Origin of the sequence: Amycolatopsis sp. NPDC004169 (genome assembly GCF_040610315.1) — a bacterium.
Taxonomy (GTDB): Bacteria; Actinomycetota; Actinomycetes; order Mycobacteriales; family Pseudonocardiaceae; genus Amycolatopsis.
The window spans coordinates 72,328-90,220 of record NZ_JBEXMD010000025.1 but is presented as its reverse complement, the minus strand read 5'-3'; the positions used below and the strand labels follow the sequence as shown (position 1 = coordinate 90,220).

General features: G+C 71.8%; 17 protein-coding genes and 1 tRNA gene. 9 read left to right on the top strand and 9 right to left on the bottom strand.

Annotation, left to right across the window (positions count from 1 at the left end):
• Positions 1-66 precede the first annotated feature (66 nt).
• Together ABZX11_RS29730 and ABZX11_RS29725 are read left to right on the top strand one after the other, a co-directional pair.
• Positions 67-2,034 carry an FUSC family protein gene (locus ABZX11_RS29730; RefSeq protein WP_354918993.1) on the top strand — a complete coding sequence of 656 codons (1,968 nt, stop codon included), beginning with the start codon at positions 67-69 and terminating at the stop codon, positions 2,032-2,034.
• A 23-nt stretch (positions 2,035-2,057) separates the two neighbouring features.
• Entirely contained in the window at positions 2,058-2,255 is a 198-nt protein-coding gene (locus ABZX11_RS29725; protein WP_176173573.1) for an antitoxin, read from the top strand.
• A 3-nt stretch (positions 2,256-2,258) separates the two neighbouring features.
• Here ABZX11_RS29725 and ABZX11_RS29720 read toward each other — a convergent pair whose 3' ends face one another.
• Genes ABZX11_RS29720 through ABZX11_RS29710 form a run of 3 tightly spaced genes read right to left on the bottom strand, consistent with a single transcriptional unit; the run spans position 2,259 to position 5,814 of the window.
• Positions 2,259-3,212 (bottom strand): prephenate dehydrogenase, encoded by a 954-nt coding sequence (locus tag ABZX11_RS29720; RefSeq protein ID WP_176178004.1) that lies wholly within the window; start codon positions 3,210-3,212, stop codon positions 2,259-2,261.
• A gap of 50 nt (positions 3,213-3,262) precedes the next feature.
• On the bottom strand, positions 3,263-5,275 hold the full coding sequence (locus tag ABZX11_RS29715; RefSeq protein WP_354918989.1) for an NADPH-dependent 2,4-dienoyl-CoA reductase: 2,013 nt from the start codon (positions 5,273-5,275) through the stop codon (positions 3,263-3,265).
• Positions 5,272-5,814 (bottom strand): PadR family transcriptional regulator, encoded by a 543-nt coding sequence (locus ABZX11_RS29710; RefSeq protein WP_176173571.1) that lies wholly within the window; start codon positions 5,812-5,814, stop codon positions 5,272-5,274. Before ABZX11_RS29710 ends, ABZX11_RS29715 begins: the two co-directional genes overlap by 4 nt.
• A gap of 104 nt (positions 5,815-5,918) precedes the next feature.
• Between ABZX11_RS29710 and ABZX11_RS29705 the strand changes: the two genes are divergently transcribed.
• Positions 5,919-6,857, top strand: coding sequence for a patatin family protein (locus tag ABZX11_RS29705; protein ID WP_254897034.1), 939 nt, complete (start codon positions 5,919-5,921; stop codon positions 6,855-6,857).
• On the opposite strand, the gene ABZX11_RS29700 is transcribed toward ABZX11_RS29705, so the two are convergent.
• Positions 6,854-7,696: an SAM-dependent methyltransferase gene (locus ABZX11_RS29700; RefSeq protein WP_176173569.1), complete on the bottom strand. Its 843-nt coding sequence runs from the start codon at positions 7,694-7,696 to the stop codon at positions 6,854-6,856. The two genes, ABZX11_RS29705 and ABZX11_RS29700, sit on opposite strands and share 4 nt — an antisense overlap.
• A gap of 38 nt (positions 7,697-7,734) precedes the next feature.
• A complete protein-coding gene (locus tag ABZX11_RS29695; RefSeq protein WP_176178003.1) occupies positions 7,735-8,184 on the bottom strand; it encodes a MarR family transcriptional regulator in 450 nt (149 codons plus the stop codon).
• 154 nt (positions 8,185-8,338) lie between these two features.
• Here ABZX11_RS29695 and ABZX11_RS29690 point away from each other — a divergent pair, with 154 nt between their 5' ends.
• Both ABZX11_RS29690 and ABZX11_RS29685 read left to right on the top strand, forming a co-directional pair.
• Positions 8,339-9,301, top strand: coding sequence for an alpha/beta hydrolase (locus tag ABZX11_RS29690; RefSeq protein WP_176173568.1), 963 nt, complete (start codon positions 8,339-8,341; stop codon positions 9,299-9,301).
• A 146-nt stretch (positions 9,302-9,447) separates the two neighbouring features.
• Positions 9,448-10,656 (top strand): alpha/beta hydrolase-fold protein, encoded by a 1,209-nt coding sequence (locus ABZX11_RS29685; RefSeq protein ID WP_354918984.1) that lies wholly within the window; start codon positions 9,448-9,450, stop codon positions 10,654-10,656.
• A 6-nt stretch (positions 10,657-10,662) separates the two neighbouring features.
• Here the strand turns inward: ABZX11_RS29685 and ABZX11_RS29680 are convergent, their stop codons facing one another.
• Positions 10,663-11,523, bottom strand: coding sequence for a hypothetical protein (locus ABZX11_RS29680; protein ID WP_176173566.1), 861 nt, complete (start codon positions 11,521-11,523; stop codon positions 10,663-10,665).
• 190 nt (positions 11,524-11,713) lie between these two features.
• On the opposite strand from ABZX11_RS29680, the gene ABZX11_RS29675 reads away from it, so the two are divergent.
• Positions 11,714-12,382: a DUF4383 domain-containing protein gene (locus ABZX11_RS29675; RefSeq protein ID WP_354918981.1), complete on the top strand. Its 669-nt coding sequence runs from the start codon at positions 11,714-11,716 to the stop codon at positions 12,380-12,382.
• A gap of 5 nt (positions 12,383-12,387) precedes the next feature.
• Here ABZX11_RS29675 and ABZX11_RS29670 read toward each other — a convergent pair whose 3' ends face one another.
• Positions 12,388-13,389, bottom strand: coding sequence for an SCO0930 family lipoprotein (locus ABZX11_RS29670; RefSeq protein ID WP_176173564.1), 1,002 nt, complete (start codon positions 13,387-13,389; stop codon positions 12,388-12,390).
• A 530-nt stretch (positions 13,390-13,919) separates the two neighbouring features.
• Complete coding sequence (gene pcaB / locus ABZX11_RS29665) at positions 13,920-15,332, bottom strand: 3-carboxy-cis,cis-muconate cycloisomerase (protein ID WP_354918977.1); 1,413 nt, start codon at positions 15,330-15,332, stop codon at positions 13,920-13,922.
• A 69-nt stretch (positions 15,333-15,401) separates the two neighbouring features.
• Here pcaB and ABZX11_RS29660 point away from each other — a divergent pair, with 69 nt between their 5' ends.
• A complete protein-coding gene (locus ABZX11_RS29660; RefSeq protein ID WP_354918974.1) occupies positions 15,402-16,043 on the top strand; it encodes a TMEM175 family protein in 642 nt (213 codons plus the stop codon).
• A 4-nt stretch (positions 16,044-16,047) separates the two neighbouring features.
• Here the strand turns inward: ABZX11_RS29660 and ABZX11_RS29655 are convergent, their stop codons facing one another.
• Positions 16,048-16,590: a DinB family protein gene (locus ABZX11_RS29655; protein WP_354918971.1), complete on the bottom strand. Its 543-nt coding sequence runs from the start codon at positions 16,588-16,590 to the stop codon at positions 16,048-16,050.
• Between the two features lie 210 nt (positions 16,591-16,800).
• Between ABZX11_RS29655 and ABZX11_RS29650 the strand changes: the two genes are divergently transcribed.
• Positions 16,801-17,649 carry a hypothetical protein gene (locus tag ABZX11_RS29650; RefSeq protein WP_354918968.1) on the top strand — a complete coding sequence of 283 codons (849 nt, stop codon included), beginning with the start codon at positions 16,801-16,803 and terminating at the stop codon, positions 17,647-17,649.
• 132 nt (positions 17,650-17,781) lie between these two features.
• Positions 17,782-17,854 (top strand) — tRNA-Lys (locus ABZX11_RS29645).
• Positions 17,855-17,893: the final 39 nt, after the last annotated feature.

Here is a 17,893-nt window from a genome sequence, read left to right as displayed (position 1 = left end):
GTACCTCCCGCGTTGTTGACAGGTTGATAATTAATCCTGTCCGGGAGCGTAGGTCAAGATGAGAGGGTGAGCACGCCGCGCCCCGACCTCGCCGCGCCGCACTGGCTGGTCCAGCTCCTGCGCAGCACGCCGGTGCCGATCCCGTGGAACATGGTCGCCAGGGCCGTGGTCGCGCTGGCCGTGCCGCTGGGGATCGCGTACGCGGCCGGCGACATCGCCGTCGGCGCGCTCATCTCGACCGGCGCCCTGCCCGCCGTGCTGTCCGAATCGGCCGGGCCCTACCGCTACCGCGCCCGCCGCCTCGGCGGGGCGACGCTCGCCGCGACCACGGGTTACCTCGTCGGGCTGCTCACCGGCGGCACGCCGGCGCTGTCCGTGCCCGCGGTGATCCTGGTCGCCGCCGTGTCCGCGGTGATCAGCGCGGCCGGCAGCAACGCCTCGGTCGCCGGGCTGCAGATGCTCGTGTTCTGCGTGCTCGCCACCGGGCAGCACGCGACCGGCGTCCGCGTCGAGATCCTGTTCGGCCGCTTCTGCCTCGGCGCCGCGTGGAGCCTGCTGGTCGCGCTCGCCACCTGGACGGTCCGGGCGACCAGTCCCGAACGCACCGCCGTGGCGCACGTCTACGTCGAGCTGGCCGCGATGCTGTCGGCGACCGACGAAGCCGTCTCGCGGGTGGCCCGCCACCGGCTGACCACGGCCATGAACACCGCCTACGACCAGCTGCTCACCGCGCGCTCCTGGCTCTCCGGCCGCGACGCCGCCTACCGGCACCTGCTCAACCTGCTCTCGGCGACGACCCCCGCGGTCGAGGCGTCGGTGGCGATGGTCAACGCCGGCCGCCGCCCGGCCCGCGAGGTCGTCGACCACTTCGTCGCGCTCTCGGCGGCGGTGCTGGCCGGCCAGCCGCTGCCGCCCCCGCCGCCCGCGCCGCCGGGTGACCCCGACCCGGTCCTCGCCGCGCTCTACGCCGGCCTGGTCCGGATCGGCAAGGGCGACGACCGCAAGCGCCGGGAGCCGACACCCTGGCACCGCCGCCTGCGGGCGTGGGCGGGCTCGCTCGCGTCCGGGCCGCTGACCTGGATCGCCGCGCTGCGCCTGACGTTGTGCATCGCGATCGCCGAGGTCGTCGGCCTGCTCGTGCCGCTGGAGCGGTCGTACTGGATCACCCTGACCGTCGGGATCGTGCTCAAGCCCGACTTCGGGTCCGTGTTCGGCCGCGCGCTGCTGCGCGGGATCGGCACGGTCATCGGCGTCGGGATCGGCGCCGCCGTGCTCGGCCTCGGCGCGAACGGCTGGGTGCTGGTGGTGCTCAGCGCGGTCTTCGCCGGCGGCATCGCGGTGGGGAAGGTGCGCAACTACGGCATCCAGAGCGCCTTCGTGACGCCGTTGATCATCCTGCAGATGGGCCTGGCCCACACCGGGAACTGGAGCGTGGTGCTGGCGCGGCTGGTCGACACCGTGCTGGGCTGCGTGATCGTGCTCGGCTTCGGCTACCTGCTGTGGCCGGGCAGCCGGCGCCCGCGGGTGGGCGGCCGGCTGGCCGACGCCCTGGACGCGGTCGCGAAGTACGTCTCCCGCGCGCTGGTCGAGGCGTCTTCGGGGGAGGCGCGGCTGACGCGGTCGCGGGCGCGGCGCGGGGCCTACCGGGCCCTGGCCGACCTGCGGACGGCGTTCCAGCAGGCGGTCGTCGAGCCGTCCGCGCACGGCAGGCAGGCGGTGGCCTGGTGGCCGGTGATCGCCGCGCAGGAGCGGGTCGCGGACGCCGTCACCGAGGTCGGCGTGACGATCGGCCGCGGGGTGCCGCCGCCGGACCCGGCCGACGTCGAGCTGCTCACGGCCGCGCTGGGGGAACTCGCGGCGGCCGTCCGGGAGCAGCGGGAGCCGCGGCCGGTGCCGCTGCCGGACGCGCCGCAGCTGTCCGGCGTTGTCGACCAGCTGGAGTCGGCGTTCGACGCCGTCCGGGGCCCCGACCTGGCCGAACGCACGCCGCCGGGCCCGCTCCGGCGGTTCCTGCCCTACCCCAGGCGTTCGTGACGTTCGTGCGGTTCAATGCACCCATGGGAATCGACTTCGAAGCGTTGAAGGGCAAGGCCGAAGAGGCCCTGCGCGAGCACAACGACAAGATCGAGGAAGGCCTCGACAAGGCCGCCGACTTCGCGAAGTCGAAGTTCAGCGGCCACGACAGCCAGATCGACACCGGTGTCGAGAAGGCGAAGGACTTCCTCAACAAGTTCGACGACACGCCGGACCGGTAGCTCCTACTGGACCTCGCCGGTCGCGATCCCGTCCGAAAGGCCGGTGATCCGGCCGCCGCGTTCCCCGAGGGCGATCAGGCCTTGCCGCGCGTCCGGCGCGGCCAGGCTGATCCGGACCCCGGCGCGTTCGACGTCGAGGTTGGCCGCGAGCGCCTGCGCGCCTTCGTACCCGGCGTTGATGGTGGCCGCGAGCCCGCCGGTGGACGCCAGCGAGCCGCGCGCCGCGCCGAGCCGGCCGAGTGCCTCGTCGACGATCGGCAGCAGTGCGTCCCGGTTGCCCTCGGTCATCGCGCGGACCAGCTGCGGGTTCGAGCCGGCGACGCGCGTGCCGTCGCGGTAGGACCCGGCGGCCAGCGACATCGCCAGCGGGCCGCCCTCGGCGCCGATCGTGGCCAGGATCGCCGCGAACAGGTGCGGCAGGTGCGAGATCCGGGCGACGGCTTCGTCGTGCGACTCCGCGGGCAGCGGGACGACGTGCGCCCCGATGTCCAGCACCAGCTTCGCCACCTCGGCCCAGGCTTCGAGGTCGGTGTCCTCTTCGACGGCGACCACCCACGCCGCACCCCGGAACAGCGCGGCGTCCCCGGCCAGCCAGCCGGAGCTCGACGTCCCCGCCATCGGGTGCCCGCCGACGTACCGCGTGTACGGCACGCGACGCCGGACCGCGTCCAGCACCGGCGCTTTCACGCTGGTCACGTCGGTGAGCAGGCAGTGCGACGCGTGCTGGTTGACCAGCCGCAGCAGGTCTTCGACGGCGGGCAGCGGCACGGCGAGCACGACCATCGCGTCTTCGGCCGCGGCCCGGTGCAGGGCCGCTTCGACGTCGGTCGTGACGTCGTAGCCCGCTCTGCTGGCCGCGTCGGCGTCCACTTCGGATACCGCGGCACCCCACGCCGTGCGGCCGCTGGCGGCCGCCGCGCGCAGCAGTGACCCGCCGATCAGCCCGAGCCCGATCACGCATACGTCTCGCACGGGCCCCATCCTGCCAGTGCCGGACGGGTTACGGGCTACAGCGCGGCGGCGAGCCTCGTTCCCTGGTCGATCGCGCGTTTCGCGTCGAGTTCCGCGGCGACGTCGGCCCCGCCGATCAGGTGCACCGGCAGCCCGGCCGCGCGCAGCTCGTCGGCGAGGTCGCGCACCGGCTCCTGCCCCGCGCAGACGACCACCGTGTCGACGTCGAGCACCCGCGGCTCGCCGTCGACGGTGATGTGCAGGCCGTCGTCGTCGATCCGCTCGTAGGTGACGCCGGTGAGCGGTTCGACGCGCTTGGCCTTGAGCGCGGCCCGGTGCACCCAGCCGGACGTCTTGCCGAGCCCGGCGCCGATGCCGGACTTCTTGCGCTGCAACAGGAACACCTGCCGCGGCGACGGCTCGGGCTGCGGCGTGGCGAGGCCGCCCGCGGCCTGTTCCGGGTCGGTGACACCCCATTCGGCCATCCAGGCGGCCCGATCCAGCGCCGGCGACGCCGCGTGCGTGAGGAACTCGCTGACGTCGACCCCGATGCCGCCGGCCCCGATCACCGCCACCCGCTCGCCGACCGGCTTGCCGTGCTTGACGACGTCGACGTAGGAAAGCACCTTCGGGTGGTCGATCCCGGGCAGCGACGGCACGCGCGGCGCTACGCCGGTGGCCAGCACGACCTCGTCGAACGCGGTGAGCTCGGCCGCGGACGCGCGCTTCCCGAGGTGCAGCTTCACCCCGGTCACCTCCAGGCGCCGCCGGTAGTAGCGGATGGTCTCGGCGAACTCCTCCTTGCCGGGGATCTTCCGCGCGATGCCGAACTGGCCGCCGATCTCGTCGTCGGCTTCGAAGAGCTCGACGCTGTGCCCGCGTTCGGCCAGTGCGGTCGCCGCGGAAAGGCCCGCGGGCCCGGCCCCGACGACCGCGACGTGCTTCGACCGCCGCGTCGGCGAAAGCGTCAGGGTCGTCTCGTGGCCGGCGCGCGGGTTGACCATGCAGGACACGAGCTTGCGCTTGAAGGCGTGGTCCAGACAGGCCTGGTTGCAGGCGATGCAGGTGTTGATCTCGTCCTCGCGGCCGGCCTCGGCCTTGCGGATCCACTCGGGGTCGGCGAGGAACGGCCGGGCCATCGACACGAGGTCGGCGTCGCCGCTGCTCAGCGCTTCCTCGGCCACCTGCGGCATGTTGATCCGGTTCGACGTGACGACCGGGATGCCCACGTGCGGCTTGAGCTTTCCGGTGACCCAGGTGAAGGCGGCGCGCGGCACCGACGTCACGATCGTCGGCACCCGGGCTTCGTGCCAGCCGATCCCGGTGTTGATGATCGTGGCGCCTGCCGCCTCGACCTCCTGCGCGAGCGCGACGACGTCCTCCCAGCGCTGGCCGCCCGGGACGAGGTCGAGCATGGATAGCCGGTAGACGATGATGAAGTCGTCGCCGACCTTCTGCCTGGTGCGCTTGACGATCTCGACGGCGAACCGGCGGCGCTTCTCCGGCGTGCCGCCCCAGGCGTCGGTGCGCTTGTTGGTGCGCTCGGCCAGGAACTGGTTGATCAGGTAGCCCTCGGAGCCCATGATCTCGACGCCGTCGTAACCCGCTTCGCGCGCGAGAGCGGCACAGTTCGCGAAGGCGTCGATCTGCTTGCGGACGCCGTGGTCCGTGAGGCCGCGCGGGCGGAACGGGTTGATCGGCGCCTTGATGCTCGACGCCGACACGCTCAGCGGGTGGTAGGCGTACCGGCCCGCGTGCAGGACCTGCAGCGCGATCTTGCCGCCTGCCTCGTGCACCGGCGCGGTCAGCTTCCGGTGTTCTTTCGCCTCCGCGGACGTCGTCAGCTTCGAGGCGAGCGGCAGCAGCCAGCCGGTGCGGTTCGGCGCGAAGCCGCCGGTGACGATCAGGCCGACGCCGCCGCGGGCGCGTTCGGCGTAGTACTCGGCCAGCGCGGGGAAGTGCGCGGCCTTGTCTTCGAGGCCCGTGTGCATCGACCCCATCAGGACGCGGTTGCGCAGCGTCGTGAAGCCGAGGTCGAGCGGCGAGAGCAGGTGCGGGTACGGGCTCATCGGGCGTCCTTCGGTCGGAGGGCGGCGAGCACTTCGTCGAACCACTCGACCTGGCCCTCTTCGACGCGGATGCCGCCGCGCAGGACCAGGTACTGGTGCAGGTGCCGGCCGGTCAGCGCGGCCGGCGCGGGGAAGTCGCGCTTCTCGATCTGGCGGTAGACGTCGAGGCGTTCGGCGTGCCGCGCGCGGTGCCGGACGATCTCCTCGGCCACCTTCGCCGGATCGCCGAAGGTGGCGCCGCGGATTTTCACGGCCAGCTCGACCGGCCCGGCGGTCGGATCCGGCTCGGCCAGCCAGCGGACGAGCTCGGCCCGGCCGCCGTCGCCGACCGTGTAAACCTTCTTGTCCGGCCGACCCGACTGCGCGACGACGTCGACCGCCACCCAGCCGGCCTCCTCCATCCGCTTCAGCACGCGGTAGATCTGCTGGTGGGTGGCGCTCCAGAAGAGCCCGATCGACTTCTCGAACCGGCGCGTCAGCTCGTAGCCCGAACCGGCGCGCTCGGACAGCGAGACGAGGATCGCGTGCTCCAGTGCCATGGTCGAAGGGTGCTATGCAACGAGTTGCAGTGCAACGAGGCGCGCATCACTTCACCCTCCTGGGTCAGGCAAAACGGGTCGACTTCGTCCGGGAAAAGACCAGGATGGGAGGAGTGCACCCGGTACTCGAACTGATCTCCGAACGGATGGCGGCGGGCAGTGTCCCGGGCGAACGCACCGACGACAGGCGGCTCGCGCTCGCGATCGAGGGCGGCAGCAGCCGCGGCACCTACTCCAGCGGCATGGTCCTGGCCCTGGACGAACTCGGCGTCACCCCCGCGTTCGACGCCGTCTACGGCTCGTCGGCAGGCGCGCTGAACGGCGCCTGGCTGCTCTGCGGCCGGTCCTCCACCGGCGTCCGGACCTGGTGGAACCCGGTCGTCATGCGCCGCATCATCAACCCGCTCCACACCCTGCGCGGCCGCGCGGTGATCGACCTCGAATACCTCGTCCACCAGGTCTACTCGGTCCTGGAACCGATGGACTTCCCGGCCATCCTGGCCAACCCGGTGACGTTCCACCCCCTGGCCACCGACGCCGACACCGGCGAGTCCACCGACCTGCACCCCTTCCTCGACGATGTCGACGCAATCAAGGTCGCCCTCGCCGCGTCGTCCTGCATGCCGGTACTGGCCGGACCCCCGATCCCGATGGCGGGCCGCCGCTTCGTCGACGCCGGCGTGGCCGAGCCCATCCCGTACCGCACCGCACTCGCCCAGGGCGCGACCGACGTCCTGGTGCTGCGCACCCGCCGCGCCGACGAGCTGCCGGTGCGGCCGCCGCGGGTGCACGACGTCGTCGTGCCGCGATTCCTGCGCCGCCAAGCCCCCGGCGCCATCCCGGCCTGGCAGGACACCTACCGGCGAGACGTCGAAGACGAGGAAACCCTGGCGTCGGACCCGCGAATCCTGAGCATCCGGCCGCCGGCAGGTGCGCCGGACGTGGCGGTGCTGGAACGCGACCCGGAAGTGCTGCGCAAAGCCGTCGAACTCGGCAAGAGCGCCGTTCTCGACGTGCTCGAAGATGTGCGCGAAGCCTCTTAGGGCTTGCGCGCGACACCGCCGATGACCCGCGACTCGGACGGGGAGGCGGCGAACACCGTGCGCTCGTCCGGGTGCCACGCCGGGGCGTAGACCAGCCCCGGCTCCAGCAGCGGCCAGCCGCCGAAGAAGCGTTCGAACTCGGCCATCGTGCGCAGGAAACCCGGGTTGGTCGTGGTCTCGTAGTACTCGAGCAGGTCGAGCAGCGCCTGCCGCTCGTCCTCGTTCACCGGGTTCTCGTTGGTCATCTGCGACAGCACCAGCAGCGACCCGGGCGCCAGCCGGCTGCGGTAGTACTCGAGCAGCTGGTCCGGGTTCTGCTCGTCCTTGACGAAGTGCATGACTGCGTTGATCACCAGGGCGACCGGACGGCGGACGTCGATGATCGCCGAGGCCTTCACCCGCTCCCAGAGATCGTCCGGCTGCAGGAAGTCCGCGGCGATGGCGTGGTGGCGGTCCGGGTCTGCGGTGTCGGCCAGCAGCAGCGTCGAGTGGGCCAGCGCGATGGGCTCGTTGTCGATGTAGAGCACGCGCGTGTCCAGTTCGGGGCGGGCGTCGTCGGCGACCTCGTGCACGTTGCCCGCCGTCGGCAGGCCGGAGCCGACGTCGACGAACTGCCGGATGCCCTCCCGCACGCACTGCCGGACCGCCCGGCCCAGGAACTGACGGCTGGTCAGGCAGTAGTCACCCATCAGCGGCAGCCGGGCGCGGACCTTCTCGGCGAAGTCGCGATCGATCGCGTAGTGGGTGTTCCCGCCGATGAAGTAGTCGTAGATCCGCGCGGCCGACGGCCGGTCGAGACTGCTTTCGACGGCCTTGAGCGCGTCGTCGTGGTTGATCATGGCCACCCCTCCGTGGCCCATGCTGCCACGTGAACTTCTCACGCGGGGGACAGCGCCTCCCGATAGGCGTTGACCGACTCCGTCAACCGGTCCAGTTCGGCGCGCATCCGGGCGAGCCCGGCTTCGTCCAGGTTCATCGCGGCACCGATCACGTCGGGGATGCCGCGCGCCTTCTCGTGCAGGGCCCGGCCGGCCTCGGTCAGGCTGACGCGGACCGAGCGCTCGTCGTCGGCCTGCCGGTTCCGCGTCACCAGCCCCGCCGTCTGCAGCCGCTTGAGCAGCGGCGAGAGCGTGCCCGAGTCGAGGTTCAGCTCGGCGCCGAGCTCCTTGACGAGGCGGTGGTCGCGTTCCCAGAGCGCCAGCATGACGAGGTACTGGGGATAGGTCAGATCGAGGTCTTCGAGGACGACCCGGTACAGCGACGTCACGGCGCGCGACGCCGAGTACAGCCCGAAGCAGAGCTGGTCGTCCAGCCGCAGCGATGCCATGGCGTCCTCCTTCTTCTCGTACCCGTCGATGGTCCTCGCCATCTGGCTGGGTGGCAACTTAAGTGCCCTGCATCTCATTGGGCTCAAATTAGTTGTGCACAACTGAGTTGCGAGCTACCTTCGTGACATCAGCTTCCACCCCGAGGAGGACGAGATGACCGCCAACCCGCACAACCTGGCCCTCGAACCGGCCGCGCAGGCGTTCGCGGAGGCCACCGACCAGCCGCCGTACCTGTTCCAGCTGCCGCCGGCGGAGGGCCGCAAGGCCGTCGACGGCGTCCAGGACGGCGAGGTCGCCATGGCCGACGCGTCGATCGAGGTCATCAAGGTGCCGGGCGGCCCGACCGGCGAGGTCGAGACCCGGATCGTGAAGCCGGCCGGCGTCGAAGGCCCGCTGCCGGTGATCCTCTACATCCACGGCGCCGGCTGGGTGTTCGGCGACTTCCACACCCACCAGCGGCTGGTGCGCGAGCTCGCCGCCGGTGCCGGCGCGGCCGTCGTGTTCCCCGAGTACGACCGCTCGCCCGAGGCGCGCTACCCGGTCGCCATCGAGCAGAGCTACGCGGTCGCGAAGTGGATCGCCACGGACGGCGCTTCGCAGGGGCTGGACACCTCGCGCATCGCGATCGCGGGCGACTCCGTCGGCGGCAACATGACCGCGGCGCTGACCATCCTGGCCAAGCAGCGCGGCGACGTCACCTTCAAGCAGCAGGTGCTCTTCTACCCGGTCACCGACGCTTCCTTCGACACCGAGTCGTACCTGAAGTTCGCCGAGGGCTACTTCCTCGGCCGCGAAGGCATGAAGTGGTTCTGGGACCAGTACACGACCGACCCCGCCCAGCGGGCGGAGATCACGGCGTCGCCGCTGCGCGCGTCGCTCGACGAGCTCGCCGGGCTGCCGCCGGCGCTGGTGATCACCGGCGAAGCCGACGTGCTTCGCGACGAAGGTGAGGCGTACGCGGCGAAGCTGCGTCAGGCCGGCGTGCCCGTCACCGCCGTCCGGTACCAGGGGATCATCCACGACTTCGTGATGGTGAACGCGCTCCGCGAGACGCACGCCGCCGAGGCCGCGATCACCCAGGCCGTCACCGTGCTCGCGCGTGCGCTGGCGAAGTAGTTGAGAAAACGCTGAGTGCGCCGCACGTTGCGGGCCTATGAGCCAACTCACAGGTCCGCAACGTGCAAGCCGGGTCAAACGTGATATATACGCGAGTCCCGGGGGGTCCGGGTGCGCATGCGTTGCCCGCCCGGAAGGACCGTTCCATGCACCTCAGCCGCATCCGGCTCGATTCACCGATCACGATGGCCGTCGTGATCGCGGTGACGCTGCTGGCGATCATCGCGATCCCGTTGTTCTGGGACCGGTGGAAGCGGAAGCTGCTGTGGCGCACCTTCACGATCCTCTGCGCGGTCGTCTCCATCGTCGTCACCACCGGACTGGCCGGCAACCTGATCGGCGGGTTCTTCCCGACGCTCGGCTCGCTGCTCGGCACCGGCGTCTACGCGGCCGACAGCATCGACGCGGAGTCGAGCGCCAACGGCGAAAACCTCGACGTGGTGCGGGAAGTCGGGGCGGCGCACGCCAAGGAGGGCAAGGGAACCGTCGCCCACATGAAGGTGACCGGCCGGCGCACCAAGCTCACCCGTGACGTGACGGTGTACCTCCCGCCGCAGTACTTCGACCCGGCGTACAAGAACCTGAAGTTCCCGGCCGTCGAGTGGATCCCGAACTACCCGTCCGGGCCCGAGGTCGTCACCGACGGCTACAAGCTCCCGCAACAGCTCGACGCGGCGATCGCCAAGCGCGTGCTGCCCCCGGTGGTCGTGATCATGCCGGACCCGACGGGTGTCCCGAAGATCGGTCACGACACCGAGTGCGTCGACGAGGTCAACGGCACGGCGAACGACACGTACCTGACGGCGGACCTGCGCGAGTGGGCGCTGCAGAAGCTGGGCGTGGCCGCGGACCGCAAGGCCTGGACCTTCGCCGGCTGGTCGTCCGGCGGCTACTGCGCGATGAACCTGGTGACCCGCCACCCGCAGTGGTACGGCCAGGCGGTCAGCGTCAGCGGCTACGACCGCGCGCAGATGGACGCCGAGACCGAAAACCTCTACAAGGGCAGGCAGGACGTCGACGACGCCAACAACGTCGGGATCACGGTCCGCCTGCACCCCTCCCCGGTGGACATCCTCGCGATCTGGGGCGAGAACGAGAAGTTCGAGGGCGCGGCCGCCGAGCTGATCCGCGCCGGCGTCCGGCCGCCGGTCCGCTTCCAGTCGTGGCGGGTGCCGGACGCGGGCCACAACATGAACACCTTCAAGTCCCAGATCCCCGAGATCCTGAGCTGGATCGGGGCGCACACGACGCCGCCGGCGCCGGTGGGCCGCCAGGTCGACACCACCGGCGGGGTCCAGCCGTGGCCGCTGCCGCGGAGCGGTGCGCCGGGGGCGCTGGCGGACACCGACCAGTGAGCCGGGTCAGCCGAGCAGCTTCGAGACGACTTCGGTGACCCGCCTCGACCCGGTCGCGTAGTCCACTTTGGCGGGGTACTCGGAGAGCACCACCACGATGAGGTGGCCGACCACGCCCGTGGTGTGCAGCGTCCGCGTCGGACGGCAGCACGACCAGCCCTGCTTGACCAGCCAGTCCTGCCCCTTGGCGGCGTCCGGGATGCCGAAGTACTGGCGGAAGCCGTCGGACCCGCGCTCGGTCGCGTTGCCCAGTGCGTTCAGCACCGCGGTCACCTTGCGGTCCAGCAGGTACTGGTAGATCTTCACGACGTCCGCCGCGGTGATGCGCGTGTCGCCCCAGCGGCCGGGGTCCGCCGGCGGGCGGGTGCCGGTGAGGCCCAGCTTCGTCGCCCAGCGCGTGACGATCGCCGGCCCGCCGTAGCCCGACCAGAACTGGCTCGCTAGGTCGTCGTCGCTGCGGGAGAGCATCCGCTGCACGTCCGCCACCGGGCCGCCGCGGTCGAGCACGGAAAGCGCGATCAGCAGCTTCACGACCGACGCGGAGGTGTACCCGCGGTCCGGGCGCACGGAGACGGTCGTCTTGCCGCTGTCCCGGTCGAAGACCACGGCGCTGACGGTGCCGTCGCGCACGACCTTGTCCAGCTCGGCGGCGTCCACCTCGGCCGGTGCGGCCTTGGGCGTCGGCTTCGGCTCGGTCTTGGGTGCCGGGGCCGGCGTGGGTGCCGGCGCCGCGGACGTCGTCGCGGCGATCTCGGTGACCGCGATCGGCCGGGGTGCCGCGGCGGTGCTGTGCCCCGCCGTGACCACCACCGCGCCGATCGCCCCCAGGCACAGCCCCACCAGGAAGATCCCGCTCAGCTTGCGCATGACCTGGATTGCCGGGAAGGCCGCGCGCTGTTCGCCGATCGGGGGCGGTTTGTGGGATAGGTCTCGAAGGGGGCCCGGATCGGGAACGCGAACCGGTGCTGCGGGCAAGCACCATCGTTTCGCTCCCCGTGGTCGCGGGGTACCTCAGCGCGGTGACGGTTGTCACCACCCGCTGGGAAGGACTGGAGTCATGGTTCACGCGAAAGGCGCACGCATCCGGGTCCGAGGCCTGCAGCCGGCGCAGGTGCTGGCCGGACTGGCCGGGCTCGCGTTCCTCGTCGTCGGCATCATCGGATTCTCAAGGACCGGCTTCGGCGACTTCGCCGGGCACCACGACGCCGGGTTCTGGCGGTTCTCCGGGAACCCGCTGATGAGCCTGGTCCGCGTCGTGACCGGGGTCGTCGGCCTGCTGCTGGCGTTCGGCTCGGGCCGGGCGCGGACGTTCGGCTGGCTGCTGTTCATCGGCTACGGCCTGCTGTTCGTGTGGGGCCTGATGATCGACGGCCTCATTTCGACCAACCCGTTCGCCAACGCCGGCAACCCGATGGACCTCGGCCCCGCCGACACGTGGCTGCACCTCGGCGTCGCCGCGCTCGGCCTGCTGATCGCGGTCCTGCCGGCCCGCCGCACCATCCTGCTGCCCGAGGACGAGACGGCCGACGAGCCGATCGTCGCCGAGCAGCGCACCGAGGTCATCGACCGCTCGGACGTCGCCGCCCGCGACCGCCGCACGGACGTCGCCGACCGCACCACCGACCGCACCGACGAACCGCGCCGCCGGTCGTTCCTGCGTCGTGACCACAAGGAGCGAGGCCCGGAGGTCGCTCGCGAGGAGCGTCCGCCGGGCCTCGCCCACTAGGAGGTTCAGTAGGTGGTGCCGGTGCCACCGGAGGTGTCGTTGCTGCTCCCAGTGTTGCTGTTGGCCGCCGGAGCCTGGTTGGCGGCAGTGCTGGGAGTGGTACCGACCTTGCAGCCGTTGGGCTCGATGACGAACCAGGTGCCGTTGACGCCCATGCCGTTCGCGTCGCCCGGCTTCAGGTCCTTCGAGAAGGTGTAGACCGGCCAGCCGCCGACGGTGACCTGCTCGGTGCCGTCCTGGCGCTTGATGCTGCCGAGCAGCTTCGAGTCGATGCCCTGCAGTTCGACCTTGCCCTTCGACAGGACCGGCGGCCAGGTCTTGGCGCAGTCGCCGTTGCAGGCGGAGGCCTTCTTCTTGGTGTCCTTGGTGAACAGGTAGAGCGTCATGCCGTTCTGGTCGACGATCGCCTCACCGAGGCCGTCGATGTTGCTGGCGCTGAGCTTGACGGCCCCGGCCTCGGAACCGGCCGCCGCGGCCTGCCCGGCCTTGCCGCCCTTGGCGTTGGCCGCGTACCAGGCGCCGCCGACGCCCTGCCCGGTCGCGTCGCCGGGCTTGGTGTCCTTGGCGTAGCGGTAGAGCGCCCACCCGCCGACGGTGATCTGCTCGGTCCCGTCGGAGCGGGTCACCTTGCCGACCAGTGCCTTGTCGACCCCTTGGACTTGGACGTCCCCGGTAGCCAGTGCCGGCGGCCAGGCCTTGGCGCAGTCACCGTCGCAGTTGGACTTCGGCGGCTTCGCGGTGTCTTTGTCGAACCGGTAGAGGGTCATGCCGTTCTGGTCGGTGAGCACCTGCCCGAGATCGGCGACGTCCGCGACGACCAGTTTGCTTTCGTTCGACGCCGGAGCGGCGTTCCCGACCTGGCCGTTGGCGGCCTGACCGCCACCGGTGCCACCGGCCGCCGCAGGAGCGACAACGGGCTGGGCAGTCTCGGCACCCGAGCAAGCGGTGAGCACTGCCAGCCCGGCTGCCGCCGCGGCGACGGAGACGGCGATGCGCGTGCGAAGCATGGAAGTTCTCCTTGTGTCCGTTGGGGTTTTCCCGCCGCTCGGTGCGGCTGCTTGATACCCACTACACGGACCCCCGGCGGAGGCGGTTCAAAGAATTTTCGCCGACGCCGGCGAGGGGGTTGCCCGGTGCCGACGGCGCGCCCAGCCTGCTCTCGCGGGGAGGCCGGGCCGGGTGGCTCTCGTGGGCGGGGGTGGGCCGAGCGGCCCGTTGTGGGCGGCGCCGTGCCTGGGCGGCCCTCCCGGGGCAGCCGGACTGCGCGGCCCCCGCGAAGCGGGCGGGCTGGGTGGGTCTCGTGGGCGGGGTGGGCCGGGCGGCCCTCCCGGGGCGGCCGGACTGCGCGGCTCTCGTGAGGCGGGTGGGTTGAGCGGTCGTCGTGGGCGGCGCCGTGCCTGGGCGGCGCGTACCTGGGCGGCCCTTCCGGGGCGGCCGGACTGCGCGGTCCCCGCGAAGCGGGGCGGGCTGAGCGGCCCTCGCCGAGCGGCCGAGCTTCTCTCGCGAGCCGGCCTGCCTGCTTCCCCGCCGCAGCTTGCTACTCCTGAGCGCCGCCGCCCGCCGGCCCGTCGTCGCCGAGGGCGCGGTCCACCAACGCGCCCGCCGCGCCCGTGTAACCGGCCGGGTCGAGCAGCCCGTCCAGCGCGGCCGGCGTCAGCACCCCGGTGATCGCCGGCAGCTCGTCCAGCACCTCCCGCAGCGGCCGGTCCTCGCGCACCGCCCGCCGCGACGCCTCGCCCAGCAGCTCCTTGGCCTCCGCCTTGCCGAGCAGTGGCGCGAGCGCCGCCGAGAGCCGCTCCGAGACGATCAGCCCGTGCGTCGACGCCAGGTTCGCCCGCATCCGCGCCGGCTCCGCGGTGAGCCCGCGCGCCAGCTCGGCGGCGGTGTGCGCGGCGCCGCCGGTCAGCCGGAGGCACTCGCGCACCAGCTGCCACTCGGCGTGCCAGACCCCGGCCGACCGTTCGTCCTCGGCGAGCATCGACTGCGTGACCCCTGCGGCCAGCACGGGCACCTGCAGCGCCGCCGACCGGATCAGCGTCGCGAGCACCGGGTTCCGCTTGTGCGGCATCGCCGAGGACCCGCCCCGCCCGTCGGCGGCCGGTTCGGCGACCTCGCCCAGCTCGGTCCGGCTGAGCGTCTCGACGTCGACGGCCAGCTTCCCCAGCGCCCCGGCGGCGAACGCGAGCGCGCCGACGAGGTCCGCGACCGGCGTCCGCAGCGTGTGCCACGGCAGCACGGGAGCGGCCAGCCCGGCCTCCTCCGCGAACGCGGCCGTGAGCCGTTCCGCGTAGTCACCGTCGGTCGTCTCGTCCGCGAGGCGCGCGTACTCGACGTACGCCGCCAGCGTTCCGGCCGCGCCGCCCAGCGAGACCGGCAGCCCGCCGTCCAGCACGCGCCGGACGCGGACGGCCGCGTCCAGCACCAGCTGCCGCCAGCCCGCGGCCTTGAGCCCGAACGTCGTCGGCACCGCGTGGGCCGTCAGCGTCCGGCCGGCCATGGTCGTGTCCCGGTGCGCGCGGGCCAGCCCGGCCAGCGCCTCGGCGGTCGCGTCGAGGTCGGCGGCGAGCGGCCGCAGCGTCCGGTCCGCGACCAGCATCATCGCGGTGTCGAAGATGTCCTGGCTGGTCGAGCCGCGGTGCACGTACTCGGCGGCATCGGGCTCGAGCTCCCGGACGGCCGACGTCAGCGCCTTCACCAGGCCGACGACCGGGTTCGCGGTCGCCCGCGCCCCGCGCGCCAGCTCGGCGACGTCGATCCGCGCCTTGCCCGCGGCCTCCGTGATCGCGTCCGCGGCCTCCGGCGGCACCGTCCCGAGCCGTGCCTGCGCCCTCGCGAGCGCCGCCTCGGCGTCGAGCATCGCGCGCAGCCAGGCCGCGTCTCCGGTCGACGCTTCGGCCGGCGTACCGGCCCGCACCGGGGACAGGAGTCCGGAATCGGGGTCGACGGTCATGGCGTCAGCATCGCACGCGCCCCACCTCGGCGGCCGTTCCACGACCGGGGTCTGGCACGCTCATCCGCCATGACCAGCGCTCCGTCCGCCGAGGACACCGCAGGCTCCGGATCCCGGGCCATCGCCGCCGAGCGGCTGACCTTCTTCTCGGACGCCGTCGTCGCCATCGCGATCACGCTGCTCGCGCTCGAGCTGCCGCTGCCGGAGGGCGCCACCAGCGCCGAACTGCTCCGGTCACTCGGTCATCACCAGTCCGAATACGTCTCCTTCCTGATCAGCTTCGTCGTCATCGGCGGCCACTGGCGGGCCCACCACCGCCTGTTCAACTACGTCACCACGCTCGGCGGCGGACTCGCCCGCCTCACCTTCGGCTGGCTCCTGATGCAGGTGGTCATGCCCTTCGCCACGAAGGTGCTCGCCGAAGACGGCGGGTTCGAGTTCCGGTTCGTCTTCTACGCGGTCGTGCAGGTCATCGCGCTGACGTTGTTCCTCCTCATGGCCTGGCAGATCCAGCGGAACCACCTCTACCGCGCGGACACCCCGCCGGAGCTCTTCGGCGCGGTCCACCGCGGCATCGGCGCGATGATCGCCGCCTTCGCCGTCTCCATCCCGGTCGCGTTCTTCACGCACTGGGCCTACGCGTGCTGGATCGTCGTCCCGCTCGTGGCCAACCTCCTCTTCCGCTTCCGCCGCCGGACGGCCGACGCCTGAGCCGTCACTCGCCGGTCGCGCCGTCGATCCGCTCGCGGACCAGGTCGGCTTGGCCGATGTGCCGCGCGTACTCGCCGATCATCCGCAGCATCAGCCAGCGCAGGGTGAACGGTTCGCCGGTGCTGCGCCGGGTGCCCGTCTGGTCCATCGCGCTGGCCGTGACGATCTCGCGGGAACGCGCGCATTCCTCGTGCCACAACGAGAACGCTTCGTCGACATCGCCACCCAGGTCCGTGAAGTCCTGCTCCGGGTCGTCGTCGGAGTAGTAGAGGTTCGGGACGTCCTCGCCGGCGAACTGCATGCGGAACCACCAGCGTTCGCAGCCGGTGAGGTGCCGCAGCAGCCCGTGCAGGGTCAATGTGGACGGTGGTACCGAGCGTTCGGACAGCTGCGCCGGGCTCAGGCCGGCGCACTTCAGCTCGAAGGTGCGCCGGTAGTACTCGAGGCTCTCGGTGAGCGCCTGCCGCTCGTCCGCGACCGGCGCCGGGTCGGTTCGGGGGCCGGTCAGGCGGGGCGGAGACGCCACCGGGGTGGTGTGTTCGGTCATGCGCGGAGCGTCCCACAGGGGTCCGACAGTTTCGGATCACGTGGGCGGTCGGTGACCGGGCAACCGCGGTAAAACCCCAGTTCAAGTACGGTTTGAAGAACCCGGTAACGAATCTCGGGGTGCGGCGATCTGATCTTCGTCACCCCCGCTGCGCAGGCCAGTCTGACCGGTCGGAGCGCACCCTCGGTTCGGAACCAGGAGATCACGAATATGCAGCGAACCGGACGAAGAACCGCCGTTCTGGCCGCGTTGACGACGGCGGTCCTGTGCGCGGCTCCCGCCGTCGCGTCCGCGGCTCCGCCCGCGAGCACGATCGACGTCAGCGCGACCACTGTGCGCGCGGGCACCACGTTCACGGTCACCGAGCAGCTGACCAACCCGACGGACTTCACGGTCACGGGCGCGAAGGCGGCGCTCTACGTGAAGGAGAAGCCGATCGCCGACGTGGTGGACCTGGTCTCCTGCACCGGCGCGATCGCACCGTGCGCGCCGTACCTCAGCAGCTTCCGCGGCGGCGTGGGTGACCTGGGCGCGGGCGAGAGCCGGACGGTGACGTTCACCCTGCGCGTCAAGGACGACGTCCAGCCCGGGCAGTTCACGCTCCAGCACCAGTTCGCCGGCGACAACTACGCGTTCAGCGTGGAGGACGGCCCGGCCGTGACGATCGCCCCGCCGGACGAGGCCGACGTCAAGGTCGCGCTGACCGCCACCCCGCGCATCGGCCTGGCCGCCCGCGTCGACTACGTGATCAAGGTGTCGAACACCGGCCCGGCCACGGCGACCGGCGTCCGCGTGACGGCCAACCCGGGCGCGAGCCGCACGATCGTCTCGACGACGGGCTGCACCCGCGCGGGCACGGCTCTGAACTGCGCGATCGGCACCCTGGCCCCGGGAGCGTCGGCAACGGCGAAGTTCACGTCCGAGGGCGGCTTCTTCGCGTGGGGGGCGTTCACGGCGACGGCTCAGCGAGCGGCGAGCACGCCGGCCGACCCGACGGCGGACAACGACAAGGCGTCGACGAAGTGCACGGCTTACACGGGCCTGTTCGTCCAGTGCTGACGGCGTGACGCGCGGGGCTCGGGCCCCGCGCGTCCACGTCCACAGGTCGCGGACCAGCGCCGACCTTGCCAGGACCGTCAGCCGCACCCGGCGTGCGACCGGCTGACCGGGGCCTGGCTAAACTGGGGGTACGGGCCGTTAGCTCAATTGGTAGAGCTGCGGACTTTTAATCCGTAGGTTCTGGGTTCGAGCCCCAGGCGGCCCACTCAAACTACCTGGTCAGCGGCCTGTCGGTCGCCACCGG